A 24,353-nucleotide genomic window follows, 5' to 3' on the forward strand; every position below is an offset into this window, starting at 1 on the left:
CATTGCAGTTAGCAATTAACAAATCTGAGTTGATTGCATAATGCGAAAACAACAGAAGTCAGAAAACGATCTACTGAAGACGTATGCACGTATTATTACGCTGACATTAGTCTTGGTGGTAATGGCTGTGATTAGCACTAAGCATTTTTCTAGTGTGGACAGTATTGGCACTAAAAGTTTAGAGCTAGAGCATAGCCGTATGTTGTACGTGCTAGCGATGGTAAAGAGCCAATGGCTCAATCAGGGGAGACCTGATTCGCTCAAGCTGAACTGGGAGAATATTACTGTTGGTTTAGGCAATAAACAGCTTGAAACAGATAGCCTTGGCACCAGTTCAAATATTATAAAGATGTCAAAGCAAGGCTGGCCGCAACTTAATGAGCCATCTTCGAAAGGCTGCAAAGAGTTATGGCAACAGTTAATGGCAAGTGATTTGCATGATTTAAAAGCTGCGGTTTCATATCAAAATGAGACAAAAATTTGTCGTTTTTCGACAGAGCAAAGTGGCAGTATTAGCTATCAAGGTATATCAGGAAGAGTGATTTTTATTGATAGCAAGAGCTAATATTTAACTAATACAAATGTTTAAATGTATAAATGGTGCTAAAATTTATTTACAGGATAGCTTTAGCTAGGTAACAATGGTCTTACGACTGTAATTACGGTCTGACAAATGTAAGGCGTAAAATAGGTAACTTATTATGAAATTAAAACAGCAAGGCTTTTCGTTAATCGAATTAGTGATTGTTATCGTGATCCTTGGTTTATTAGCTGCGACTGCAATTCCACGCTTTTTGAATGTCACTGAAGATGCGCAAAATGCCAGTGTTGATGGCGTTGCTGGTGGACTTGCTACGGCTGTTGGGTTCGTTAGAGCACAATGGGAAGTGGATGGTCGTCGTAATACGTCGGTAATTTTAGATGGTACTGTTGTTTCGTTAGATACGCGTTTTGGCTTTCCAACAGGTACATCAAATACAGATGCGACTTCGATGAGTGATGACACTTGTCAGGAAGTTTTCGATAACGTGCTGCAAAGTGCTCCACGTAATGTAATTTATACTGATGACGCCCGCGATCAACGTTATACCGTTCGAGCTCAAGATGGTATCGGTGGTTCACCTACATCTATTGACGGTACGACAGTGACTGGGATTGATTTGTGTGTCTATCACCAAGTAGCTTCACTTACGTTAGATCAGACTACCGGTGTACCATCTCCAGCCCCAGATTTAACGACAAGTGGTGCTAAAGGAGTGACATACAACCCAGGCACAGGACAAGTACTTAGTTTCAGTAACGACTAATTACGAGTAATAAGTGAAAGCTGCATTAATTGCAGAGGCTTAAGCTTTAAAAAATTACCACAAAATATGGAATATTGAGTGGAATTGTAATAAACAATTAAATAAACAGATGTACAAAATTCACATATTTTGTTTTCAATAAAGGGTCGACATTATGCAAATCAAACAGAAGCAACAAGGTTTTACATTAATTGAGCTAGTGGTAGTTATTATCATTCTTGGTATTTTAGCTGTTACTGCTGCGCCTAAATTTATTAACCTTCAAGGGGATGCACGAGTTTCAGCCCTACAAGGCTTAAAAGGTGCTATTCAAGGGGCAAATACATTAGTTTACTCTAAAGCTGCTTTAGCAGGACAAGAACAAGGAACAGGAGAAACAGTTACTATTTCTGGTGATGCAGATGCTCTTCCTCCTACAAATGTAGACGTTACAACGGATTATGGTTATATGACCCCTCTAGTTGCTAACTTTCAAAATGCTCTCGAAATTAGTGTAGCTGATAATGATGATCCATCAGATAGTGCACTTACTACAGAATGGATTTTTGATGAAAGTAATGGAACTTTTGCCTTTTGGCAAGTGGGTGCACCTTCTACATGTTCTTTTACTTATACAGCGGCAACAGCATCTTCAGTTCCAGTGTATTCAGCAATGCCAGATGCTTCTGATTGCTAAAGGTTACTGAAATCAAAAAAAGCCCGCTTAGTGCGGGTTTTTTTGTGGCTAAATATCAGTTTTAAAAGCCTTTATGTGCTTTGGGTAACACGCAGCTAATATTGAATGGTGATAAAATTGTTGTGATAAAGGAATAAGCTCGTGAACAATATATATTGTTTCATACGGGCTGTAGTTGTTCTATTTTAATGAAGGTTTTCAAATGCAAAAACAGCAAGGTTTTACGTTAATTGAGTTAGTTGTGGTTATCATCATTTTAGGTATTTTAGCGGTAACAGCTGCACCTAAATTTATTAACCTTCAAGGTGATGCTCGCGTATCTACGCTTCAAGGTGCTAAAGCGGCAATTCAAAGTGCGAATAGCTTAGTGTATTCAAAAGCAGCGCTTGCTGGAGAAGAAAAGAAAGGGGCTACTACTGACAGGGGCTCGGTTGATATTGGCGCAGCAACTCCAGTAGTAACTCGCTTTGGTTATGTTGAAGGTGATGCTGATGAACTAATCAAAGCTGTAGATATGTCTACTGATGATTGGGATATTACAGATACTGACGGCACAGTGAAAATTCAGCAAGTAGGTGCGCCAGACACTTGCTATATTGAATATACTGAGGCTCAAACAGAAGGCAGTACTCCAACATTCCAGAGTGGGGTATCTGATGGTAATAGTGGTTTCTTGCCTATGCCAACGGCATCTGATTGTTAAAATAGTCTTGTATAAAAAGGTCTGCTTGCAGGCCTTTTTTATTGCCTTTTTTAAATAGATTTTTAATCAAATTGATTCTAACTAAATTACTAGAACGTAAATGATATTTTTTATAAATGATATCAAGACGTTTATAGTAATTTTTGCCATACTATCTATGGATAAATGTGAAAGGTAGGTGTGTCCAGCTTAATGGTTTTTATTAACAAGATAACTCATCAAAAAGGCTTTAGCTTAATTGAACTTGTTACTACTATTTTAATAGTAGGGATTATCGCTGTGTTTGTTTTGCCTAAATTATTACCTGAATCAAGCTATAGTGCCCATGCTCTTCGAAATGAATTTATCAGTGAGCTTAGACACGTTCAAATAAAAGCATTAAATAACAGTGACCGTTGTTATCGTATTAGTGTTTTTTCAGATGGTTACCAACTCAGCACTTATCAACATAATATTAATAACGTCTTTGCAGGTTGTATTGATGCACAGCTTATTCGAACTGAAGTGAAACAAGATTTTAGTAGTGGTGCAATCATCGAGCTAGCAAGTAATGGTAATACTGATTTTACTATGGATTTTGACAATCTAGGTCGAGCTAACCTTGGCTGCAATGGGGCGTGCTTTGTCGTAAAAGCAGATGAAACGCTCAATATTGCGATGGAGTCTGAGGGGTATGTGCATGCTTTATAATTTATCTTCCTCAAGAAACCTATTAGTAAAATCTCTTCATAACAGCGTGATTAAAAACTCACAGGGTGGTTTTACCTTAATCGAACTTGTTATTGGCATGCTGGTATTAAGCATTGCAATAGTGATGCTTACGTCAATGTTATTACCTCAAGCTGATAGAGCTGTTGAGACATTATCTCGAGTTCGCTCTGCTGAATTAGCGCATTCGGTTATGAATGAAATTTGGGGCAAACGTTATGATGAAAATACTAATGCTAATGGTGGTATCCCTGCTTGTAACTCTACTTCACCATTAAATCCCGGGGCGAATTGTACAGATGAAGGTGATTTTGGAGTTGATGGCGAAGGCCGAAATGATTTTAATGATGTAGATGATTATCACCAATTAAATATTACAGATCTGATGCTTGATTCCACTCAAACCTACGCTGATGTTTATATTAACTATGGCATGGAAGTCACAATTGCTTACCTAAATGGCCAAGCGCAAAAGCTTATCACCATAGATGTAACTACACCTTCAGGGGAAGTTATTACTTACCAAGCGGTAAGGAGTAACTATTAATGAAAAGTAAAAGAGGTTTGCAACAAGCTGGCTTTACGTTAGTTGAAATGGTCACTGTGATTATCATTCTTGGCATTCTGATAGTGGGTGTAAGCAGTTTTGTTATATTTGGTACGCGTATTTTTGTTGAATCTAGTTCTGTTGATCAAGTTCTAGGCCAAAGCCGCTTTGCTGTAGAGCGAATGACCCGTGACATTCGACATTCTGTGCCAAATAGTGTCCGACTCCGAACAGCTAGTTTAGGCATCTTTCAATGCATTGAGATGCTTCCAATAGAAGCCAGTAGTAGTTATCTTGAACTACCTATTTATCCTGATTCTGCTTCGAGTACTGGCACCATTGTTGATAATAATATTACTGTTAACAATGGCATGTTTGCGATTGTATATCCTCTTGCTAATGAAAGTATTGGCGGTGTTAATGATATTTATCAAGCATCAAGAAATAAGCGCTTTGAGGTGCAAAGTGCCACTTCAGCAGCGGATAGAATGACCCTGACATTTACTAATTCAGTTCAGTTTGCTGAACAGTCCCCAATTAAGCGGATTTACTTTGCTAATCAACCGATTAGTTATTGTTTTGAAAGCCCAGTAGGCTCATCTGAAGTGAGTTTGTATCGTTATTCAAATTATGGCTACATAATAAGCCAGCCAGTGCCATCGAATATGGGTACTGGTGTGTTAATGGCTGAAAATATTACTAATAGTTTACTTACAGAACCTGCAATTAAAGTGACAGAACAAAACTTAATGACCAACTCAATTGTGCACCTTGAGCCTCGCTTTAGTGTTAATGGTGAAACCTTCAAGTATCAGCATCAAGTGCAGGTGACCAATGTACCTTAATCACTCATCACTAAAAGATTGTCACATGAATACTAGGCTGCGTAAGCAACAAGGTAGTGCGCTGGTGATTGCCGTATTTGTGCTGATTGTGATGTTTTTACTCGCGGGTACCTTAATTCGAATGCTGGAAGATGGTGATGAGTCAGTCAATGTTGAAGTGTGGGGAGCTCGAGCGCTTTTTAGTGCCAATAGCGCTGCAGATGCTGAGTTAGCTAAATTATTTCCGCTGTCAGGTGCTGTGGGTGTTTGTAGTGCGACTTCCACTTGGACTCCACCTAGTTCAGTAGGTTTTCATGGTTGCACTGTCGCCGTGACCTGTAACCCTATTAGTGTAGATGGAGTTACGCAGTATCAAATAACCAGTAATGCAGTGTGTGAAACTGGAGATTGTGCTGGAAATGCAGCTACGAGCAATTGTTTAAGAGTCAATCGCCAAGTGGAGGTAGAAGCACGTGGGGATTAATCGATACCTGACAACTATAAAACTAATAACGCTGTTAATGGCTACAGCTATGTCATTTAGTGCGGCTTCATTTGATGAGATTGATGAATCCGTTATTTTTGCAGCGGTGGCTCAAGGACATCACAATGACAATAACAGTGCCTGTAACTCTATTAATAATCCGCAGCTGACAATATATCCTGGTTCAAGAATTAGTGGCACAAATGGCGATGATTTATCTTATTGCTCCATAAATACTAACAATGGCTTACCTACTGATAGCTGCGATACTGCTACAGGAGGTGATAGGCTGTGTACTATTACTGGCGCTTCTATTCGCGGTCTAAAAATGAATGGTAATCAGGCCTTTGAAAGTAGTGATGGCTCAGCTGGTAGTATTGGTTTTTGTAATTCTGGCGATCAAATATCGCTGGGAGATAACGGTGATACTCAGTTTAATTCTTTAAGCCTTTTTTCTGATTGTACGGTGACATTTTCTTCTGATAATGATGAATATCGATTTAATGCAATACGAGCGGGTAGTGGGTCAATACTGAAGTTTCCCGAAGGGGATTATTGGATTAACTCCCTTCAACTTGATGCGCCTAGTAAAATAGAAACGACTGGACGAGTAAGAATATTTATTGGCACGAGCTCACAAATTAACGGCGGTACAATTAATTCTCTTGCAGAAGCTGGAGTGCAAGTTATTGCCTATAACAATTTAACCTTAAACAATCAAAATGTGAATGGTACATCCATTCCAGCAACGATAAATGCCAATGTGTATAGTGACGAGAGGATTACCATAAACTCTGGTGCTATTAATGGCAGAGTGACATCTAAATACCTTGTCATGAATAGCGACGGCCAAATTAATGAGCCTGTTGAACCTGTCATACCTTTCCACATCCAATATGGCAAAGCAACGTCGACTTCTGTGGCTTTTGATGATGCCTTTCCTGCGGGCGTAACACCGCTTGTGTTTATCATGCCGACGATTTCTGAAACCAATCCACTCTCCACTGATGGCCCCCAAAGTGCTTTTTTGTCAAATATCAGCGAAACAGGCTTTACATGGGCAAGGCAAGAACCACCAGGGAATATAGTTTCTAGCGCAGATATGCCAGAAGTGCATTGGGTTGCTGTGACTCCTGGAACACATGACCTATCAAATGGAACGCAACTTATCGCAGGTTCGGTCGAATATGATTTAGCGCTTATTGGGGCGAATAATAATTATACCAGCGTGACAATGGACGCATCGCAAGACGTTTTACTGAACCAAATGCAAACAAGTAATAATGATTGCTGGTTAACCAGCACTTCCCAATTTAATAATACTGGCATTCAGTTAGCAATGGATACTTCGGAAGTGAGGAATAACAGTGCGGAGTGCCAGCCTGCAGGTCTAAGTAATGGTAATTTACAGAATGAGACCATCGCTTATTTGACCGTTGCTTCTGGTTCAGGCGCCTTGATATTAAACGGTGAGGACCTCAATTATCACTTTGGAAATTCACAAACTTTTTTCAATAGCAATAGCATTAGAGATGTGGAATATCAATGTAGCGTCACCACCCCCTTAACGGGTTTTACTGACGTTCCAATTTTAGTGGCTGGTAAAACTAATCGCCGTGGTGGTGATGGTGGTTGGTTAAGGCGTTGTCAGTTGACGAACGATCTAGTCAGTATGGTTGTGGATGAAGATACCTATCAAGATAACGATCGTAGACATATCTGGGAAAACTACAGTTTCTTTGCGCTAGAAAGAACAGAACCGGTTTCGCAATGTTTTACTGATGACTTTAATCGCACTTCTTTAGGTACCGATTGGGTGGCTGCGAGCTCGAGCGGCAGTTTTACTCCTTCAATAGTGAGTAATAAACTTCGTCTAACTCAAGCTGCTGGCAACCAAGCAACTTCAACGACTTACCAACGTTTATTCCCAGCTGCTGATAATTTAATTGAAATTGAGTTCGACCATTCTGCTTATGATGGCAATGGTGCTGACGGTATTGCAATGGTGTTTTCTGATGCATCAATAACCCCACAGCCAGGTGCTGCAGGGGGCCCCTTAGGTTATGGCTATAAACCAGGCGTTGATGGGTTTGCTGGTGGCTGGTTAGGCATTGGTATTGACGAATATGGTAATTTTTCGGCAGAAGGGGGCGATAATAATATTGGTCGCCGCCAGCAAAGCGTTTCGATACGTGGCTCGGGCAGTGGCACGTCAGGTTACCCATATCTGCGCGGAACGTGTAATAACGGCACCACTAATACTACTGGCGACTGCTTAACTCCACCTGTTGATAACAATGAGAATGACAATCATCGTTATAGAATCGTCATTGACTCTCGTGTGTCAGGGCAGTCGTTAGTGTCAGTCTCTCGTGATACTGGCAGCGGCTTTGTCGAAATCGTTCCCCAGTTTGATATTTTATCTTTCGCATCACAAGCTGCGGTGCCTGATGACTTTATCTTATCGATAACAGGTTCAACTGGTGGCTCAACCAACGTGCATGAAATAGATGACATAGAATTTTGTGCACTTGACTCAAGCCCAGTGGGGGTTGTCATTGATCATTTTGAATTTACTCATACCGGTTCTGCGTTAACTTGTAATGCTGAGCCAATGACTCTAACTGCTTGTGCTAACGCAGATTGTACTCAAACCGTGCCTGACTTTGTTACTGCGACCTTGAGCCCTGCAACCATCGCTACAGGTGGTGGTTGGGTTGGTGGCAACGTAGTCAGTTTTAGTGGCGGTAGCACTAATTTATCACTCAGAAATAATACCGCTGGCTCAGTAACGGTTGATGTCACAGGCTCAACACCAGGCGCTAAGCCTTTTAGTACCACATTATGTAGTGTTGCTGGTTCAACACCAACGGCTGAGCAATGTACTTTTAATTTTGCTGATAGCGGTTTTATTTTTACTGTACCAGACAAGTTAGCGAATAAACCCAGTGGTGTTATTAGTATTTCAGCCATTAAAAAAGATACCGAGACGTTGGAGTGTACGCCGCAGTTTGAAAATGTGACTAAAAGTGTTGGTTTTTGGAGTGATTACGTCAATCCGAGTTCGGTTATTTCTGCTTCAAGTGTGTCGGTAACTGGAACAGGCGCTGCAACAGATATCGGCACGAGTATTGGCGCTCGAACTCCTATAGCACTTCAATTTGATGCCAGTGGTATTGCTGAGTTTGAAGTGAATTACCCGGATGCTGGTGCAATACAGTTAAATGCCCAATACGATGGCACAGGCGAGGAAGATGGCTTAGTGATGGTTGGCGCGGATCCATTTGTCAGTTTTCCAGCTGGTTTATGTGTAAAACCTGTTGATGCCAATGCTAGCTGTGCAAGCGGAAACAGTAGTTGCGATGTGTATAAAAAAGCGGGTGAGGATTTTGAGCTAACGGTACAAGCAATGGCCTGGGAGTCTGATAGCGACACTGATTATTGTGACAATTTAACCACGCCCAATTATGTTCATGCAGGTATTGTATTAGGCAGTAATCTTGTGGCTCCAAATCCTGGAGAAGCAGGCACTCTCGGTCTAGGGAACTACGACCATGTGGCTGTTATTAATAGCCAAAACACCATCACTCAGTCAATTAGTGAGGTGGGTGTATTTGAATTTACCGCGAAAGCACCCAGTGAATATTTAGGTTCTACCTTTTATGATATTCCGCAAGCAAGTTCTGGCAATATAGGCCGCTTTATCCCTGACCGATTTGTTGTTAGCAGTGTGAGTGTCCTTCCTGCATGTGGGATTTTCAATTATATGGATCAGCCATTTTCGATGGCGATGAATATAACTGCATTTAATATTGGCAGTGAGGTAACTAAGAATTACCAAGATGCTTTTGCATACGCGACCGGTATTTTAGTGGGGGAAAATTCAGATGATGGTGACGACAAACGTAACCGAATGAGCGCTTTACCCGTCTCTGCAAGTTCATGGGTTGCGGGTGTTGTAACTGTAGAGAGTAGCTATATGGCTAGCTTAAGTCGAACCACTGCTCCTAGCCAAGATGGGCCTTTTGAAGACTTTGATATTGGGCTGATTGTTGTTGATAACGATGGTGATAACAGCTTTGTTTCAGATCCTGATATGAATGCTACGACCTCTGGCACTTGTGGCAGTAATTGCGATGCAAAATTACTATCAAATCAACGTTTTCGTCATGGCCGTGTGGTGATGGACAACACGTATGGCGCTGAAAACGACATGCTACAAATGCCAACCAGAGCAGAATACTGGAATGGACTGGCTTGGGTGACCAATACTGATGATAGTTGTTCAGTCGTAACCCCTGCGTTAGCCAGTCAAGTCGATGATCTGTCGTTGGGATACAAATTTGAACCCAGTTTAACAACGGGTCAATTAATCGATCGAACTGGGCAAACTGGCAGTTTTTCTAACGGCGAATTTACCTTACTGTGGAATGCGATTATTACAGGTTCAGCTGCTGATTATCGCGGTCAAGTAACCGCACCTTTGATTGTGCCCGAGTGGCTACAGTGGTATTGGAATTGGGAAAACGCTTCGTCGACAACTTTGTATGATCCAAGGGCGAGTGCTTACTTTGGGCGTTATCGTGGCCATGACCGAATTATTTATTGGCGTGAAAAACGATAAACAAGTTACATAATGGTGGACCAAAAGGATTATTTGCAGCCTATTGGGTTTTGTATCGTCAAAATATATGCTTGAACGATTTTTTGACGGAGACACAGTATTAAATACTGTTGTTTTTTTACTCGTTATTTTGTTGTTTTTATGCACTTATGATTTAATTTGCTAATAAAGCAAAAAAAACACCGAGATTAGCGATTGTTAACCTGTTCGGTCTTGTGGAAACTGAGCTGCATTGATAAAGTTACCTGATTTTTCTTTCTTCTGACGTTACAGAATACAGGCTAGACACATGTTCAAAAAGCTGCGTGGAGTTTTTTCAAACGACCTATCGATCGATTTAGGTACGGCAAATACATTAATTTACGTTCGTGACGAAGGTATCGTGCTTAACGAACCATCTGTCGTAGCCATTCGTGGCGAGCGTGGCAGCAGCGGACAAAAATCAGTGGCTGCTGTAGGGACAGACGCAAAGCAAATGCTTGGTCGTACTCCTGGAAACATTCAAGCTATCCGCCCAATGAAAGATGGTGTGATTGCTGACTTCTATGTGACTGAAAAAATGCTGCAGCACTTCATTAAGCAAGTGCACAACAATAGCTTTTTCCGTCCAAGCCCACGGGTTTTAGTTTGTGTTCCAGTAGGTGCAACACAAGTAGAACGTCGTGCAATTCGTGAATCTGCCATGGGCGCAGGTGCACGCGAAGTATACTTAATTGAAGAGCCAATGGCGGCAGCGATTGGTGCAGGTTTACCTGTGTCAGAAGCAACGGGTTCTATGGTTGTTGATATCGGTGGTGGTACCACTGAAGTTGCTATTATCTCGTTAAATGGTGTGGTGTATTCTTCATCGGTGCGGATTGGTGGTGATAAATTTGATGATGCCATCATTAACTATGTACGCCGTAACTACGGAAGCCTGATTGGTGAAGCAACTGCAGAACGTATTAAACATACGATCGGTACTGCTTATCCTGGTGACGAAGTGCTTGAAATTGAAGTTCGCGGCCGTAACCTTGCTGAAGGTGTACCAAGAAGTTTCACTCTTAACAGCAACGAAATACTTGAAGCGCTGCAAGAGCCATTATCAGGCATTGTTAGTGCAGTGATGGTTGCACTTGAGCAGTCTCCTCCAGAACTTGCTTCAGATATTTCTGAGCGCGGCATGGTGTTAACTGGCGGTGGTGCATTACTTCGTGATTTAGACCGTTTATTAATGCAAGAAACAGGCATTCCAGTGATGGTTGCCGATGATCCATTGACATGTGTTGCTCGAGGCGGTGGTAAAGCACTTGAGATGATCGACATGCATGGTGGCGACTTATTCTCTGAAGAGAACTAAAGAGCGAAACAATGGCGGTGTAGACTCTGATGATATTATTAAGAGTGTCACCGCCTACAAATTATGAAACCCATTTTTGTTCGTGGCATATCGCAACAATTCAGATTAACACTGGCAATTTTTTTGTCGGTGGTATTACTTATCGCTAATGATCGCCTCGATCCTATTCGTCAGTCCATTTCCTCAGTATTAAGCCCCTTACAGTATTTAGCCAACGTGCCAGGTTTATTATTGGATTGGTCAGCAGACTCCATTGCAACGCGCAATATGTTGGCTCAACAAAATAAAGAACTATTACGGCAACAACTAATGATGTCAGAACGATTACAACGTTTTGAACATTTACGACAAGAAAATGTACGTTTAAGAGCTTTACTGGGTTCTCCTGTCCACATGGATGCTCGTAAAGTAGTTGCCGAAGTCATGGAAGTAGCCAGTGATCCGTTTCGTCATTATGTGGTACTGAACCATGGTGCACGTACCGGTGTTTTTGTCGGGCAATCAGTCGTAGATGCCCAAGGTGTTGTTGGCCAAGTGGTTGAAGTGAGTGAGTTAACGAGCCGGGTATTATTGGTAACCGATCCGACGCATGGCATACCTGTTCGAATCACTCGAAATGATGTCCGCGCGATGGCTCAAGGCACTGGTGATATTGATGAAATTGAACTGCGTCATGTGGCCAAAAGTACAGATATCGTAGTCGGTGATTTATTGGTGACTTCTGGTTTAGGTCAACGCTTCCCTGAAGGTTACCCTGTCGCGCGAGTGATGAAAATCTCCCGTGATGCTGGGCAAAGTTATTCTGTGATTTCAGCTCAGCCGTTAGCTGCATTAGATCGAATTCGCTACGTGTTGCTGATTTGGCCTGACGACAATTTAGATGATCTGCCTAGTTCAATCCATTCAGAAATATCAACGATTGATAATCCAAGCGTGGAACCAGAAACACAAGACGAGGGCAGTCAATGAGTGCACATATTGCCAATGGCCGCTTTGTCGTATTAGTGACAATTTTTATTGGGATGATGTTTCAAATCATGCCACTGCCTAAAATCGTCGAAGCTTGGCGACCAGATTGGTTGCTAATGGTAATGATTTACTGGGCGATGGCCTTACCGCATCGTTATAGCATCTTAACCGCTTGGATCTTAGGCGTATTATTGGATGTCTTGCTAGGGGCGACCTTAGGTATACGTTCCTTGGCATTTTCGATTGTAATTTATGTGATTGTGATGCAATCACAGCGACTGCGAAACTTTACCCGTTGGCAGCAGTCTATTTTAGTGGCCATTTTTATATGTCTTTATCACTTTATTATTTACTGGGTTGAATTTGTTGTTAATGGTGTTGCCTTCGATTGGGCGATGTTTTTACCTGCTATCTCGAGTATTTTTATGTGGTGGTGGGTGTTCTGGGTGCTTAGAAATATTCGCCGTAGTTATAAGGTCCGTTAGATATGGGTTGGGTGCTCGCTTCCACTTCTCCAAGACGTAAAGAGCTATTTGCTCAAGTTGGATTCACTGAAAAGCATTTTTCATTTGATCAGGTTGCACCAGATATTGATGAGTCGCATATTTCAGGCGAACCTGCTGCGGACTTCGTTGTTAGATTAGCTAAAGAAAAAGCCCAAACAGGCTTAGCTTTGTGTCCTAATGGCGAAAGCCATAAGGTGCTTGGCTCAGATACTATTGTGGTATTAGGTGAGCAGATATTAGGTAAACCAGTAGATAAGCAAGATGCGCAGCGCATACTTTCTGATTTATCAGGGAAAACACATCAGGTGATGACGGCTGTAGCGGTGACCAATGGTAAGACTACGCTCACTAGACTGTGCCAGACGGAAGTGACATTTTGTCATCTGACACTAGATACAATTAATGACTATATCGACACACAAGAGCCAATGGACAAAGCGGGAGCTTACGGTATCCAAGGTTTAGGTGGTTGCTTTGTAAAGTCGATAAAGGGTAGTTATTCAGCGGTAGTCGGTTTACCTCTTGTTGAGACGCGCGAATTACTACATGAAATGAATCAAATTGAATTAACTTAACTTTTCGTTCGCAAACATGTGAATTTTACTGCGCTGACTATCAAAAAATATACGCGTGAGTAATGCATCATCCTTGCAGCAGGGCGTTAAACAGGTGGCTTATGCAAACAAAAGCACAGCGTAAAAAAGGCTCTGAATTACTGATTAACGTCACGCCAACTGAGGCAAGGGTCGCACTTGTTGAGCACGGCGTGTTACAAGAAGTGCATATCGAGCGCCGCATGAAACGTGGCCTTGTGGGCAATATCTATAAAGGAAAAATCAGCCGTGTGCTACCTGGCATGCAAGCTGCCTTTGTGGATATCGGCCTAGAAAAAGCCGCATTCTTACACGCCTCTGACATTGTGCCGCATACCGAGTGTGTGGCTGACGTTGAAAAAGGCAACTTTGTTGTTCGTGATATCGCAGAATTGGTTCGCCAAGGTCAAGATATCATGGTGCAAGTGGTTAAAGATCCGCTTGGAACGAAAGGTGCTCGCCTCACAACTGATATTACCTTACCTTCGCGTTATTTAGTCTTTATGCCCGGCTCAAGCCATGTTGGTGTGTCGCAACGCATTGAAGAAGAGTCAGAGCGCAGCCGTTTAAAGAAGATCACTGAGCCTTATGTCGATGAAGATGGCGGTTTTATTATCAGAACTGCTGCCGAAGGCGTAGGTGATGATGAACTGGCACAGGATGCCGCTTTTTTACGCCGAGTTTGGGCTAAGGTCAGTGAACGTCGTAAGCGCAAAGGTGCGACCTTGTTGTACCAAGATTTAGCGCTTCAAGTGCGAATTATTCGTGATTTTGTTGGCACTGAACTGGACAATATCCAAGTGGACTCACGCCGAACCTTCGCTGAAATTGAAGGTTTTGCGCAAGAGTTTATGCCAGAAATAGCGGCCAAAATTGAGCACTATGCTGGGCCATCACCGATTTTTGAACTCTATGATGTCGAGAATGAAATTCAACGTGCATTAGGGCGAAAGGTTGAACTTAAGTCGGGTGGTTATTTAATTATTGATCAGACAGAAGCTATGACCACAGTTGATATTAATACTGGTGCATTTGTTGGTCATCGAAATCTAGCAGAAACAATATTCAATACTAATTTAGAGGCCACCCAAGCAATATCAAGACAATTAAGACTGCGAAATTTGGGCGGTATAATCATTATCGACTTTATCGATATGATGAATGAAGAACACAAGAAACGCGTATTGGACAGCTTAACAGCGGCCTTAGCAATGGACAGAGTTAAAACCAGTGTGAGTGGCTTTTCTGGGTTAGGTTTAGTTGAAATGACCCGAAAGCGCACACGTGAAAGTCTTGAGCATGTGGTGTGCGGTGAGTGCCCAGCTTGTAAAGGTACGGGTTCGATGAAAACGGTAGAAACCGTTTCATATGAAATTTTTAGAGAAATTATTCGTCTAAACCGAGCATATGCAGCTGATGAGTTTTTATTATATTGCTCCCCTGCAGTTTACAAGAGTTTAAGTAATGAGGAAGGCCACTTATTGGCTGAGCTAGAAGTTTATATTGGTAAGCAAATCCGCCTTCAAAACGAAACTTTATATACTCAAAATAAGTATGATGTGGTGATGGTGTAGTGCCCAAAAGTAAAACCGTAACAGTGTGTCGTTTTTTGTTCCAAATTGTAGCCGTAGTACTTGTACTATTTGCGCTAGCGGTCAGTCTCATCCGTGGTTTATTACCCCAACTACCCGAAGCTCGTTATGAAGTGATCAATTATTTGCGCGACCAATATCAAGTGGAAGTGCAAGTCGGCAAACTGTCAGCTGAATGGCAAGCGTTTGGGCCAGCATTAACGGTAAATAATTTAGTTGTTCCTCCCCAGCAAGCTTTGCCGGTAACGATCATCGCTAATAAAGTCCACTTTAAACTCGATTTCTGGCAAACCTTGCTGACTTTGTCACCTAAAATTGAAACCGTAAAGTTTGACGGCATACATGTGGCGCTTAATGTTGATGAGTTGTCTACAGAAAGCGAAAAGCCAGTGAGCAATACCAATATAGATTGGTTATATGCACTGTTATTAGAACAGCTCGAGTATTTCTCCATCAGCGACGGCACCCTTCAGCTATTAAGCCATAATCATGATTTTAGACCGATTTATATCAGCAATTTTATCTGGCATAACGGAACAGACTTACATCAAGGTAAAGGCTTTATGCACCTTGACTCAGAAGCATCAGCAAGTGAGCGACTGGCATTAAGAGTGGATTTAAATGGTGATGGTTATAACCCTGATGAACTGATTGGACAGATTTACTTATCAGCAGAATCGTTAGATTTAGGTGAGTGGGCGTCTAGGCAACATGAGCCGTTGCTTAAACTGGACAATATTGAATTTGAAGGGGTAGTGAATCTTGAAGCTTGGTTAGGTATTGAATATCGAACGATTAATACAGGTTTATTGATGTTTGAACCCAGCTGGTTACAGTGGAATACTGCTGGCGAGCAACAAAGGTTTGCCATTAATGGTGGAGCGTTAAAATGGCAGCCGAATGAAACGGGCTGGCAAGTGAGCAGTCATGACTTAGATTTTTCAACTAATGGTGAGTCGTGGCCAGAGCTTAAATTATCCCTAAAAACGAATTACAGTGACCTCTCTGTTAGCATTAACGAAATTGCGCCTGAAGTATTAACCCCGCTGTTACCTCTTATCCCTAAGATGGGCGAGAAAGGAGTCGCAAAATGGCGCGCACTCTCACCTAAAGGGCTTATTGGGCCTTTGCAGCTATTAAAAGAGCCAGGCAAACCTCTGTTATTAAAAACAGAGGTTAAACAACTACAGTGGCTAGCTTCAAATAATATCCCTGGAAGCAGCGCGATTGACTTTAATCTGTCTTGGGCCAATGGTTTGTTAAATGCTGAGTTTCCTCAGCAAGATTATCGATTAGACTTTCAAGATGGTTTTGAAGCGCCACTTGCGTTAACAGGCGAGGCCTTTCAAGTTCAGTACAGTGTCGATAATTCTCGGTTAACTTTGCCTAATGTGCATTTTCATAACCCAGATATAGACATTGCTGCCTCGATGCAATTAGATATGCATAATGCTGCGCACTTGGCATTAAGTGCTAATGTGGCAATTGCTGACGTAGATAATGCTGGTCTATATTTCCCGCTGCACACAATGAGTGACAATCTAGTTGATTACTTAAATGCCTCTTTATTAAAAGGGGAGATCCCTGATGCGAAAATTGTGTGGCATGGTCAACTGAACCAATTTCCTTATCAAGATAACTCGGGCATTTTTCAAGCGGGCTTTAATCTCAATGATGGTGCTTTTTCGTTTCAGCCGACTTGGCCAGCTGTCGACGATTTGAGCTTATATGCTTTATTTGAAAATGCAGCGATGGATCTTGTGGTCAATAAAGGCAACTTACTCGATGTCTCGGCTGATGGCGCCCATATCTATATCCCACACATGGGTAAAGAAACGACATTGAGAGTAGAAGCTAACGTTGGCGCTGATGCCGATGCAGCCAAAGCTGTAATTGATAATTCACCGTTAAAAACCTCAATTAGCCCTACATTAAATGTGGTGCAAATATCGGGTGATATTGTCAGTGAATTAAATTTAACCATTCCGCTTTACGAAGGTGGAAAAGCTGATAATAAAGGCATCATTAAGTTTAATGGCAATAGCGTATACGTTACGACACCAGGGCTACAACTTGAAAAAGTCACAGGTAATGTTGAATTCAATAATGCTGAAGTGAATGGCTTAGCGATAAATGCCAATTTATTTGAGCAGCCGCTGACATTTGATTTTGCCACAGAGCCAACCAACACTGGGGATCTGGCATTAACTATAGACTTGGCTGGGCAATGGGATCTTGATACGTTACCGAGCTATATTGATAACCCGTTAAGCGAATACTACTCAGGCAATATGGCTTGGGATGGTGCTGTTACGATGATATTTGATCCAACGGGTTACCGCCTTCAGGTTCAAGTCAATTCAGATCTCGTTGGTACGTCATTGTCACTTCCTGCGCCATTTTATAAGGATGCAGATCAAGCCAAAGTCCTCCGTGCAGAGCTAGTCGGTGATAATAAACAATCATCTTTAGGGATAAAACTGGGTAAAGATGCTGAGTTTTGGGGAGGCTTTAATGAAGGTAATGGCGGTGCTCTCGCTCACTATGATTTACTGCTAGGGCGGCATTTTAAATTAGGTGACAAACTCGCTAAAGACCATGGCCATATTCAAATTGATTTGCCTGAAGCTGAGTTGACCCAGTGGCTTCCTATCATCAGCAAGTTTACTGATAAAGCGAATTCAACTATCGATGCCTTACCTGAAAGCTCGCTTGCTGCGAATGCGTTGGCAACAGCGACGGCTGATACGATCGTTCACACAGAATCAATCACTCCGACGCAAGTATTAATGGCAACAGCTGACGCCCCCGCTAATCAAGCAATTGAAGGTACTGACTTACACGTTGAGCCTGACTTGAAAACAGAGTTAACAACTGCAGCTTTGGCGAATACCAATGAGGTGACTCTTGCTGACACATCGATTCCAGCTCTACAGTCTTCTAAGCCTCAGTTAAATGAAGTCACAGCAGCACCGAAGTCGAGCTTTTTTCCACCTTTGATTTTAATCGATGCCAAAATAGGCTCATTAAATATCTTAAGTCAGAATTTTAATCAATTGAGCTTTTCTGCCAAGCCGTTAAAACATGTTTGGCGTTTTGATATTCAGTCTGAACAGCTTGATGGTCATGTTGATTTTTATCCAAGCTGGCGCGAACAAGGACTTAAAATTGTCGCGAGTAAGCTGCATTTATCTCCAAAGGTTAAGTCTGCAGAAGAAGCGGAATTTACCCCCGGTAATTTGTTGGAAAACTTGCCTCCCTTGGCTGTCGATGTTGATGACTTTAAGTTATATCAAGCGCAACTGGGGCACCTCGTTTTACAAGGTATCCCTTATGAAGATGGTTATCGTTTTCAAACCTTAACCTTAACCCGTCCCATAGTCAGTATGCAGGCTTCTGGGGATTGGACATTTGCTGACGGTAAAAGCCTAACTACATTTGATGTGAATGTTGAAGCGAGTAAATTTGATGCTCTATCTGATGCACTGGGTATCAACCCAGGTTTGAAAGATGCGCCTGTGAATATGGTTGGAGAGTTTTCATGGCAAGGGGCACCTTATGCATTTTCTTTAGAAACGTTGAACGGTAAATTAAGATTTGATATGGGTAAGGGTTACCTTTCTGAAATCAGTGATAAAGGCGCCCGTATTTTCTCTTTGTTTAGTTTAGATTCCTTGGTGAGAAAGCTATCGTTAGATTTCTCTGATGTATTCGGTAAAGGGCTTTATTTTGATTCGTTTGGTGGTTCACTGAATATTGATAATGGCGTGGTTAAAACTACTGATACAGAAATGGACGCGATAGCAGGCAACATGAAAGTGCGTGGCTATACTGACTTAACCAGTCAAAGTTTGAATTATGATATTCGCTTTATTCCGCAGCTTGCATCCAGTGTGCCGACAGTGGTACTGCTGAGTACCAGTGCATGGACATTAGGTTTGGGTGCGTTTGCCTTAACTAAAGTGTTGGAGCCTGTGATTGAGGTTATTTCAGAAATTCGTTTCCGTTTAGGCGGCACGATGAATGACCCACAATTGGAAGAGCTAGAACGAAAAAGTAAAGAAATTGAAATTCCTGAGTCAATCTTGCCGAAAAAAGACGTCCCTGTAGGTGAAGCGCCGCTTGATTCCAACGGTGGCATAAACGTTAGTAAAAGCGATAATGCGATCAAAAGTTTGAACAATGGTGTGAGTAGCGATGAAATTCCTACTACAGAAGAAGGCGTTAAACCTGAACTCGAACCTGAACTCGAGCCTGAACCAGAAGCTGTATCTGACGGCAAGCCAACGCTTGATGAATCAACTTCTGATTTGGCGTTTAATGAGACGATTGAAGATGCGAATGTTATCTCTTTTGCAAGTTACCAAGATAGTATCAGAAAGCTCAATATTAGCCAGAGAGGCTCAGATGCAAATCAGCTTATTACAATGCCAAAGCAGTCGAGACGTCACAGCCAATCTGGCATATATAGACTCGCAGCTTAAATGCCTTCCTCGGCATCAAGGTGAAACGCAATTAGTCGTGTTACCTGAGTGTAGTTTGTTGTTTGGCGGCCACGAGAAACAGCAACTCGATGTCGCAGGAGATGATGAGACCAGTCCTCTTAAAAACGCACTAGCGGATTTGGCTAAGCTGCATCAAGTTTATATGGTGGCAGGTACTATCCCGATTTTAGCGGGAGATGGCAGAGTCTTTAGCCGTAGTTATCTATTTGATGATGCGGGTGATACCTTAGGTAGTTATGATAAGTTGCACTTGTTCGATGTTGAAGTGGCTGATAACACCCAATCCTATAGAGAAAGTGATACGTTTTGCCCTGGTGAACGTATAACGGTGGTAAAGACACCATTTGGCAATGTCGGATTAGCCATTTGTTATGATATTCGCTTTCCTGAGCTGTTTCGCGCGTTACGGCTTGCTGGCGCTGATTTTATTGCACTTCCTTCGGCTTTCACTAAAGTGACGGGTGAAGCGCATTGGCAAACGTTAGTAAAGGCTAGAGCCATTGAAAGCCAATGTTTTTTCTTGGCAGCAGATCAATGGGGGCAGCATAATCAAGGTAGCCGAGAAACCTGGGGACAAAGCATGATTGTTGATCCTTGGGGGGAAGTACTCGCCGAACGTAAAACAGGCCTTGGCTGGGTTCAGCATCAGGTATCGCTGGAGTCGATTGAAAAAATCAGGCAGCAAATTCCAGTGATGCAGCATAACCGCTTTAAAGTGCCATCGCTCATAAGTTAATTGTAATTACTCATCCCATGAGTATGTTAACTGGGTTTATACCTACTGAGCTTGTATGAAGTAAAAGCATAATAAGCACCGTTTGAATATAAAGCAGCGCCGTCAAAGTAATGATAAATTGCTTTAATAAGAAACAACAAATTATCGAGAATCGCAGCTGATATTGCGATTGATTAGCATCATTTTAGAAGCCGCTAGGCTTAAAGAGAGAATTAATGCCATTTCTAGCTCAAGTAGAACAAAGTTTATTACAAGATGGATTAACGTTAGATGGTCTTCAGGATTACCTAAACATTATTCACCAACATAATATTGATTTTTCAGACTTGTACTTTCAAGGTAGCCGCCATGAAACATGGGCCCTTGAAGATGGCATTATAAAAGAAGGCAGCTTTCATATTGAACGCGGTGTGGGCGTTAGGGCGATTACGGGTGAGAAGACCGGTTTTGCTTATGCCGATGAAATTACCCCAGCTGCATTGCAGTCTGCTGCAGAAGCTGCCAGAGGCATCGCACTCGCGGGTCAAGAGCACAAAGTACATGCCTTTAAGCGTCATACCACTCATAGTTTATATGACAGCGTAGACCCAATTGCTGCGATGGAAGAAGCGCCAAAAATTAAGTTGTTAAAAGAAACTGATGCTTATATTCGCAGCCTTGATAGCCGCATTATTCAAGTTGTAGTGAGTTTATCAGGCGTTCATGAAGAGATTTTAGTGGCGGCGAGTGACGGTACATTAGCTGCAGATATTCGTCCGTTAGTGCGCTTTAATTGTAGTGTCATTTTAGAAGATAATAGCAAACGTGAGCGCGGCAGTGCTGGTGGCGGTGGTCGTCATGATTACAGTGTATTTATGGTAAATGATGACGCAGGATTACCTGTTTGTTTTCAGTTTGCACGTGAAGCAGTGCGCCAAGCACAAGTGAACGTGAATGCCATTGATGCGCCAGCTGGCGAAATGCCTGTTGTATTAGGGAATGGCTGGCCAGGCGTATTATTGCATGAAGCGGTAGGTCATGGTTTAGAAGGTGACTTTAACCGTAAGGGCAGCAGTGCCTTTAGCGGTAAAGTGGGCCAAAAAGTGGCGTCAGAACTGGTGACAGTGGTTGATGATGGCACCATTGCAGATCGCCGTGGTTCGCTTAGCATTGATGATGAAGGTGTACCGACACAAAAAACCACTTTGATTGAGAATGGAATTTTGAAAGGTTACATGCAAGATAAGCTTAATGCGCGCTTGATGGGCGAAGCGACAACTGGCAATGGTCGTCGTGAATCTTATGCTCATTTACCTATGCCACGTATGACCAATACTTATATGGAAGCTGGCGATTCTACGCCAGAAGAGATGATTAAATCTGTTAAAAAAGGCATTTATGCACCAAACTTTGGTGGCGGCCAAGTTGATATCACTTCTGGTAAGTTTGTATTCTCAGCTTCTGAAGCCTACTTAATTGAAAACGGCGAAGTGACCGACGCGATTAAAGGCGCGACCTTAATTGGCAATGGTCCAGAAGCAATGAGTCAAATCTCGATGGTGGGTAATGACTTAGCACTTGATCAAGGTGTTGGTGTGTGCGGTAAAGATGGCCAAAGTGTTCCTGTTGGGGTCGGTCAGCCAACCTTAAAACTAGACAGCTTAACCGTAGGCGGTACAGCTTAAGTGAATTGCTAAGGTGTCTAGGTGACACCTTTTTTATTTATGTGACATAGGTAAAGCATTGCTGTAGTAGTGAAAAGTAAAACTAGTTATAATTCTCCATCAATAGAGTAATTACTCTACTTAAAGGATGAAGTTAATGAGGCATTTAGCTGTTTTCTGTTCGAGTATGTTTGATTCAAGTAAAAGACGAACTGCATTGCCGTCATTGCTTGCGTTATGTGCGCTTTCCCATCCTGTTGTAGCAGAACCTATTGCCTTCAATAGCGCGTGGCAGCAATTATTAACTGTCAGCGACCAACTCAAAGCCCAATCCCAAGAAGTCAGTCGTGCTGAAGCTGAAGAGCGTGCTGGCGAAGATATGAATCTGCCTTCACTGAATCTTGCAGGTAGTTATACCCGTTTAGAAAAGCCAATCGAGCTTGATTTGCGTGATCTTAACCCTCTAGCTGCGATTGATCCTTCGGGTTTACCACCGGCATTAGGTGAAGCATTAGCGGCGATCCCTGGTTCAATGTTCGTCACGCCGTTTACTGAACAAGATATTTTTCGCGCTAGCTTACAAGCGATGTGGCCGATTTATACTGGTGGAAAAATTACAGCTGCTCAAGGTATTCATGCCGCCCATGTCGAAGAGAAAAAGCATCAATACTCATTAACAACGCGAGATCTTTTCACTCAGTTAGTGGATCGCTATTTTGCCGTAGCGGTGACGCAAACCTTAGTAAATACCAATCAGCAATTAGTTGATTCACTCGCTGAACATGAATCTCATGCACAAAAACTAGAGCGTGAAGGTCAGATTGCCAAAGTTGAGCGATTGAATGCTCAGGTGGCACTAGAAAATGCCAAAGTAAATTTAGGTAGCTCAAAACGCCAACATGAAATGGCGCAAATTGCATTATCGCGAATGCTGCAGCTCACCGATGCTAATCCCACTTCTGGATTGTTCAGTTTGCCTCAATCTCCCTCGTTGCCGCGTTTAAGTCAGCTAACGTTAACTCAACATCCTGCGCTGAAACTACTTGAAGCCAAAGAAGCACAAGCGAGTGGCCTCATTCAGCTAGAGAAGGGGCGTTATCACCCGACTGTGTTTTTATACGGTAACTATACCTTGTATGAAGATGACAGCTTGTTTTCACAGATTGAACCAGACTGGATGGTAGGCGTTGGCGTCAATGTACCACTGTTTAGTCGTGATGGCCGCAGTGGCAAAGTGGAAGCAGCACAAAGCGCATTGTTACAAGCCAAGTATACAAAAGCTCAAACACAACAGGATTTAAGCTTATTGGTTGATCAAAGTTATCGCCAATTACAACAAGCCGATGAAGAAGTGAAAGCGTTAAATACATCTTTGGCGTTGGCAACAGAAAACCTGCGTTTGCGAGAGTTAGCCTTTAATCAAGGCCTATCCACCTCAATTGATCGAGTCGATGCAGAGCTTAAACTCAGCGCGGTGAAAACTCAGCAATTAGGGGCGCAATATCGTTATGTACAGGCTTACGCAAGATTAATGGCTATCAGTGGCCAATTAGATGAGTTCATTGGTCGAACCCAATTACAGGAGCAGCAACATGCGGGCTAATCGAGTTATTGCCGTTATCGCAATTATTTTTCTGCTAGGCACATTAGCTTACGGACTAAAACTAGCATTTGAGCCAAAAGAAACGGTATTACAAGGGCAAATTGAAGCGCGAGAATACAACATTTCATCTAAGGTGCCGGGACGAGTTGAGCAAGTCATGGTTCGACGTGGCGATAAAGTGGCAGTTGGGGATTTATTGTTTGCGATTAACAGCCCTGAGTTAGATGCAAAACTGATGCAAGCAGAGGGCGGACGAGATGCTGCTAAAGCCATGCAACAAGAAGCAGATAATGGCGCGCGTCAGCAACAAGTTACAGCATCTAAAGAGCAATGGTTAAAAGCGAAAGCGGCAACAGACTTAATGGCCACAACCTATCAAAGAGTGGAAAACTTGTTTGATGAAGGCGTGGTCGCCAGACAAAAGCGAGATGAAGCATTCACCCAATGGAAAGCGGCGCAATATACTGAGCAAGCTGCATTAGCTATGTATCAAATGGCCGACGAAGGTGCTCGAGTTGAAACGAAAGCTGCAGCTGCGGGTAATGCACGTATGGCAGAGGGCGCTGTTAAAGAAGTCAGTGCTATTTTAGCTGATAGCCAAATGCGCTCACCTAAGGTGGCTGAGGTCAGTGAAGTGTTATTGCAAGCGGGTGAGTTAGCACCAAGCGGCTTTCCTGTTGTTAGCCTGATTGATATTTTTGATGCGTGGGCGGTAATGCAACTGCGTGAAGACCAATTAGCTGATTTTAAGCAAGGTCAAACAGTGGCATTAACGATCCCTGCGTTAAATGTGACAGAAGAATTTACCATTTCACATATTAGCGTTATGGGCAGTTTTGCCACTTGGCGCTCCACTGAAAGTGGCCACGATTTTGATATGCGCACCTTTGAGGTGGAGCTGCGTCCGAATCGTCCAATTGCTGATTTAAGAGTCGGTATGTCAGTGCTATTGAGTGTTGATTAGCATTTTTAATTAGAGATTAAGGTGTCGTTA

The 24,353-nt window shown here is 42.4% G+C and carries 19 protein-coding genes; all 19 read left to right on the top strand.

Translation table 11 applies throughout. The features are described 5' to 3' along the window. Nucleotides 1-40: 40 nt before the first annotated feature. The 19 genes from Q4600_RS05655 to Q4600_RS05745 all read left to right on the top strand — a co-directional run bounded on the left by Q4600_RS05655 (nt 41) and on the right by Q4600_RS05745 (nt 24,323). A complete protein-coding gene (locus Q4600_RS05655; protein ID WP_133146625.1) occupies nt 41-565 on the top strand; it encodes an MSHA biogenesis protein MshF in 525 nt (174 codons plus the stop codon). 136 nt (nt 566-701) lie between these two features. Then, a complete protein-coding gene (locus tag Q4600_RS05660) occupies nt 702-1,307 on the top strand; it encodes a prepilin-type N-terminal cleavage/methylation domain-containing protein (protein WP_102527439.1) in 606 nt (201 codons plus the stop codon). A gap of 154 nt (nt 1,308-1,461) precedes the next feature. Next, on the top strand, nt 1,462-1,983 hold the full coding sequence (locus tag Q4600_RS05665) for a type II secretion system protein (protein ID WP_303513635.1): 522 nt from the start codon (nt 1,462-1,464) through the stop codon (nt 1,981-1,983). A gap of 202 nt (nt 1,984-2,185) precedes the next feature. Then, nucleotides 2,186-2,686, top strand: coding sequence for a type II secretion system protein (locus tag Q4600_RS05670; protein ID WP_303513636.1), 501 nt, complete (start codon nt 2,186-2,188; stop codon nt 2,684-2,686). A 192-nt stretch (nt 2,687-2,878) separates the two neighbouring features. Then, nucleotides 2,879-3,376, top strand: a complete 498-nt coding sequence (locus tag Q4600_RS05675) for a type II secretion system protein (RefSeq protein WP_303513638.1) — start codon at nt 2,879-2,881, stop codon at nt 3,374-3,376. Continuing rightward, nucleotides 3,366-3,941, top strand: coding sequence for a type II secretion system protein (locus Q4600_RS05680; protein WP_303513641.1), 576 nt, complete (start codon nt 3,366-3,368; stop codon nt 3,939-3,941). Before Q4600_RS05675 ends, Q4600_RS05680 begins: the two co-directional genes overlap by 11 nt. Then, nucleotides 3,941-4,786, top strand: coding sequence for a prepilin-type N-terminal cleavage/methylation domain-containing protein (locus Q4600_RS05685; protein WP_303513644.1), 846 nt, complete (start codon nt 3,941-3,943; stop codon nt 4,784-4,786). The genes Q4600_RS05680 and Q4600_RS05685 overlap by 1 nt, the downstream gene beginning before the upstream one ends. 25 nt (nt 4,787-4,811) lie before the next feature. Next, a complete protein-coding gene (locus Q4600_RS05690) occupies nt 4,812-5,249 on the top strand; it encodes an MSHA biogenesis protein MshP (protein WP_198589546.1) in 438 nt (145 codons plus the stop codon). A 49-nt stretch (nt 5,250-5,298) separates the two neighbouring features. Further along, on the top strand, nt 5,299-9,873 hold the full coding sequence (locus tag Q4600_RS05695; protein ID WP_303513647.1) for a DUF6701 domain-containing protein: 4,575 nt from the start codon (nt 5,299-5,301) through the stop codon (nt 9,871-9,873). Between the two features lie 289 nt (nt 9,874-10,162). Further along, nucleotides 10,163-11,212 carry a rod shape-determining protein gene (locus Q4600_RS05700; protein ID WP_055022908.1) on the top strand — a complete coding sequence of 350 codons (1,050 nt, stop codon included), beginning with the start codon at nt 10,163-10,165 and terminating at the stop codon, nt 11,210-11,212. Nucleotides 11,213-11,275: 63 nt separating this feature from the next. Next, a complete protein-coding gene (gene mreC, locus Q4600_RS05705) occupies nt 11,276-12,181 on the top strand; it encodes a rod shape-determining protein MreC (protein WP_102527447.1) in 906 nt (301 codons plus the stop codon). After that, nucleotides 12,178-12,666 carry a rod shape-determining protein MreD gene (gene mreD, locus Q4600_RS05710; RefSeq protein WP_102527448.1) on the top strand — a complete coding sequence of 163 codons (489 nt, stop codon included), beginning with the start codon at nt 12,178-12,180 and terminating at the stop codon, nt 12,664-12,666. The genes mreC and mreD overlap by 4 nt, the downstream gene beginning before the upstream one ends. A gap of 2 nt (nt 12,667-12,668) precedes the next feature. Next, the gene (locus Q4600_RS05715) at nt 12,669-13,262 is read left to right on the top strand and encodes a nucleoside triphosphate pyrophosphatase (RefSeq protein WP_303513657.1); all 594 of its coding nucleotides are present in this window, start codon (nt 12,669-12,671) and stop codon (nt 13,260-13,262) included. A 101-nt stretch (nt 13,263-13,363) separates the two neighbouring features. After that, a complete protein-coding gene (rng, locus tag Q4600_RS05720) occupies nt 13,364-14,854 on the top strand; it encodes a ribonuclease G (RefSeq protein WP_303513660.1) in 1,491 nt (496 codons plus the stop codon). Then, a complete protein-coding gene (locus Q4600_RS05725; protein WP_303513663.1) occupies nt 14,854-19,356 on the top strand; it encodes a YhdP family protein in 4,503 nt (1,500 codons plus the stop codon). The genes rng and Q4600_RS05725 overlap by 1 nt, the downstream gene beginning before the upstream one ends. Then, nucleotides 19,280-20,113, top strand: a complete 834-nt coding sequence (locus Q4600_RS05730; protein ID WP_303513665.1) for a carbon-nitrogen hydrolase family protein — start codon at nt 19,280-19,282, stop codon at nt 20,111-20,113. The genes Q4600_RS05725 and Q4600_RS05730 overlap by 77 nt, the downstream gene beginning before the upstream one ends. A 215-nt stretch (nt 20,114-20,328) precedes the next feature. Then, nucleotides 20,329-21,777, top strand: coding sequence for a metalloprotease TldD (gene tldD, locus Q4600_RS05735; protein ID WP_303513668.1), 1,449 nt, complete (start codon nt 20,329-20,331; stop codon nt 21,775-21,777). 127 nt (nt 21,778-21,904) lie between these two features. Then, on the top strand, nt 21,905-23,359 hold the full coding sequence (locus Q4600_RS05740) for a TolC family protein (RefSeq protein ID WP_303513670.1): 1,455 nt from the start codon (nt 21,905-21,907) through the stop codon (nt 23,357-23,359). Beyond that, nucleotides 23,349-24,323 (top strand): HlyD family secretion protein, encoded by a 975-nt coding sequence (locus Q4600_RS05745; RefSeq protein WP_303513672.1) that lies wholly within the window; start codon nt 23,349-23,351, stop codon nt 24,321-24,323. The genes Q4600_RS05740 and Q4600_RS05745 overlap by 11 nt, the downstream gene beginning before the upstream one ends. Nucleotides 24,324-24,353 lie beyond the last annotated feature (30 nt).

It is taken from the genome of Shewanella sp. 2_MG-2023 (genome assembly GCF_030548905.1).
Taxonomy (GTDB): domain Bacteria; phylum Pseudomonadota; class Gammaproteobacteria; order Enterobacterales; family Shewanellaceae; genus Shewanella; species Shewanella electrodiphila.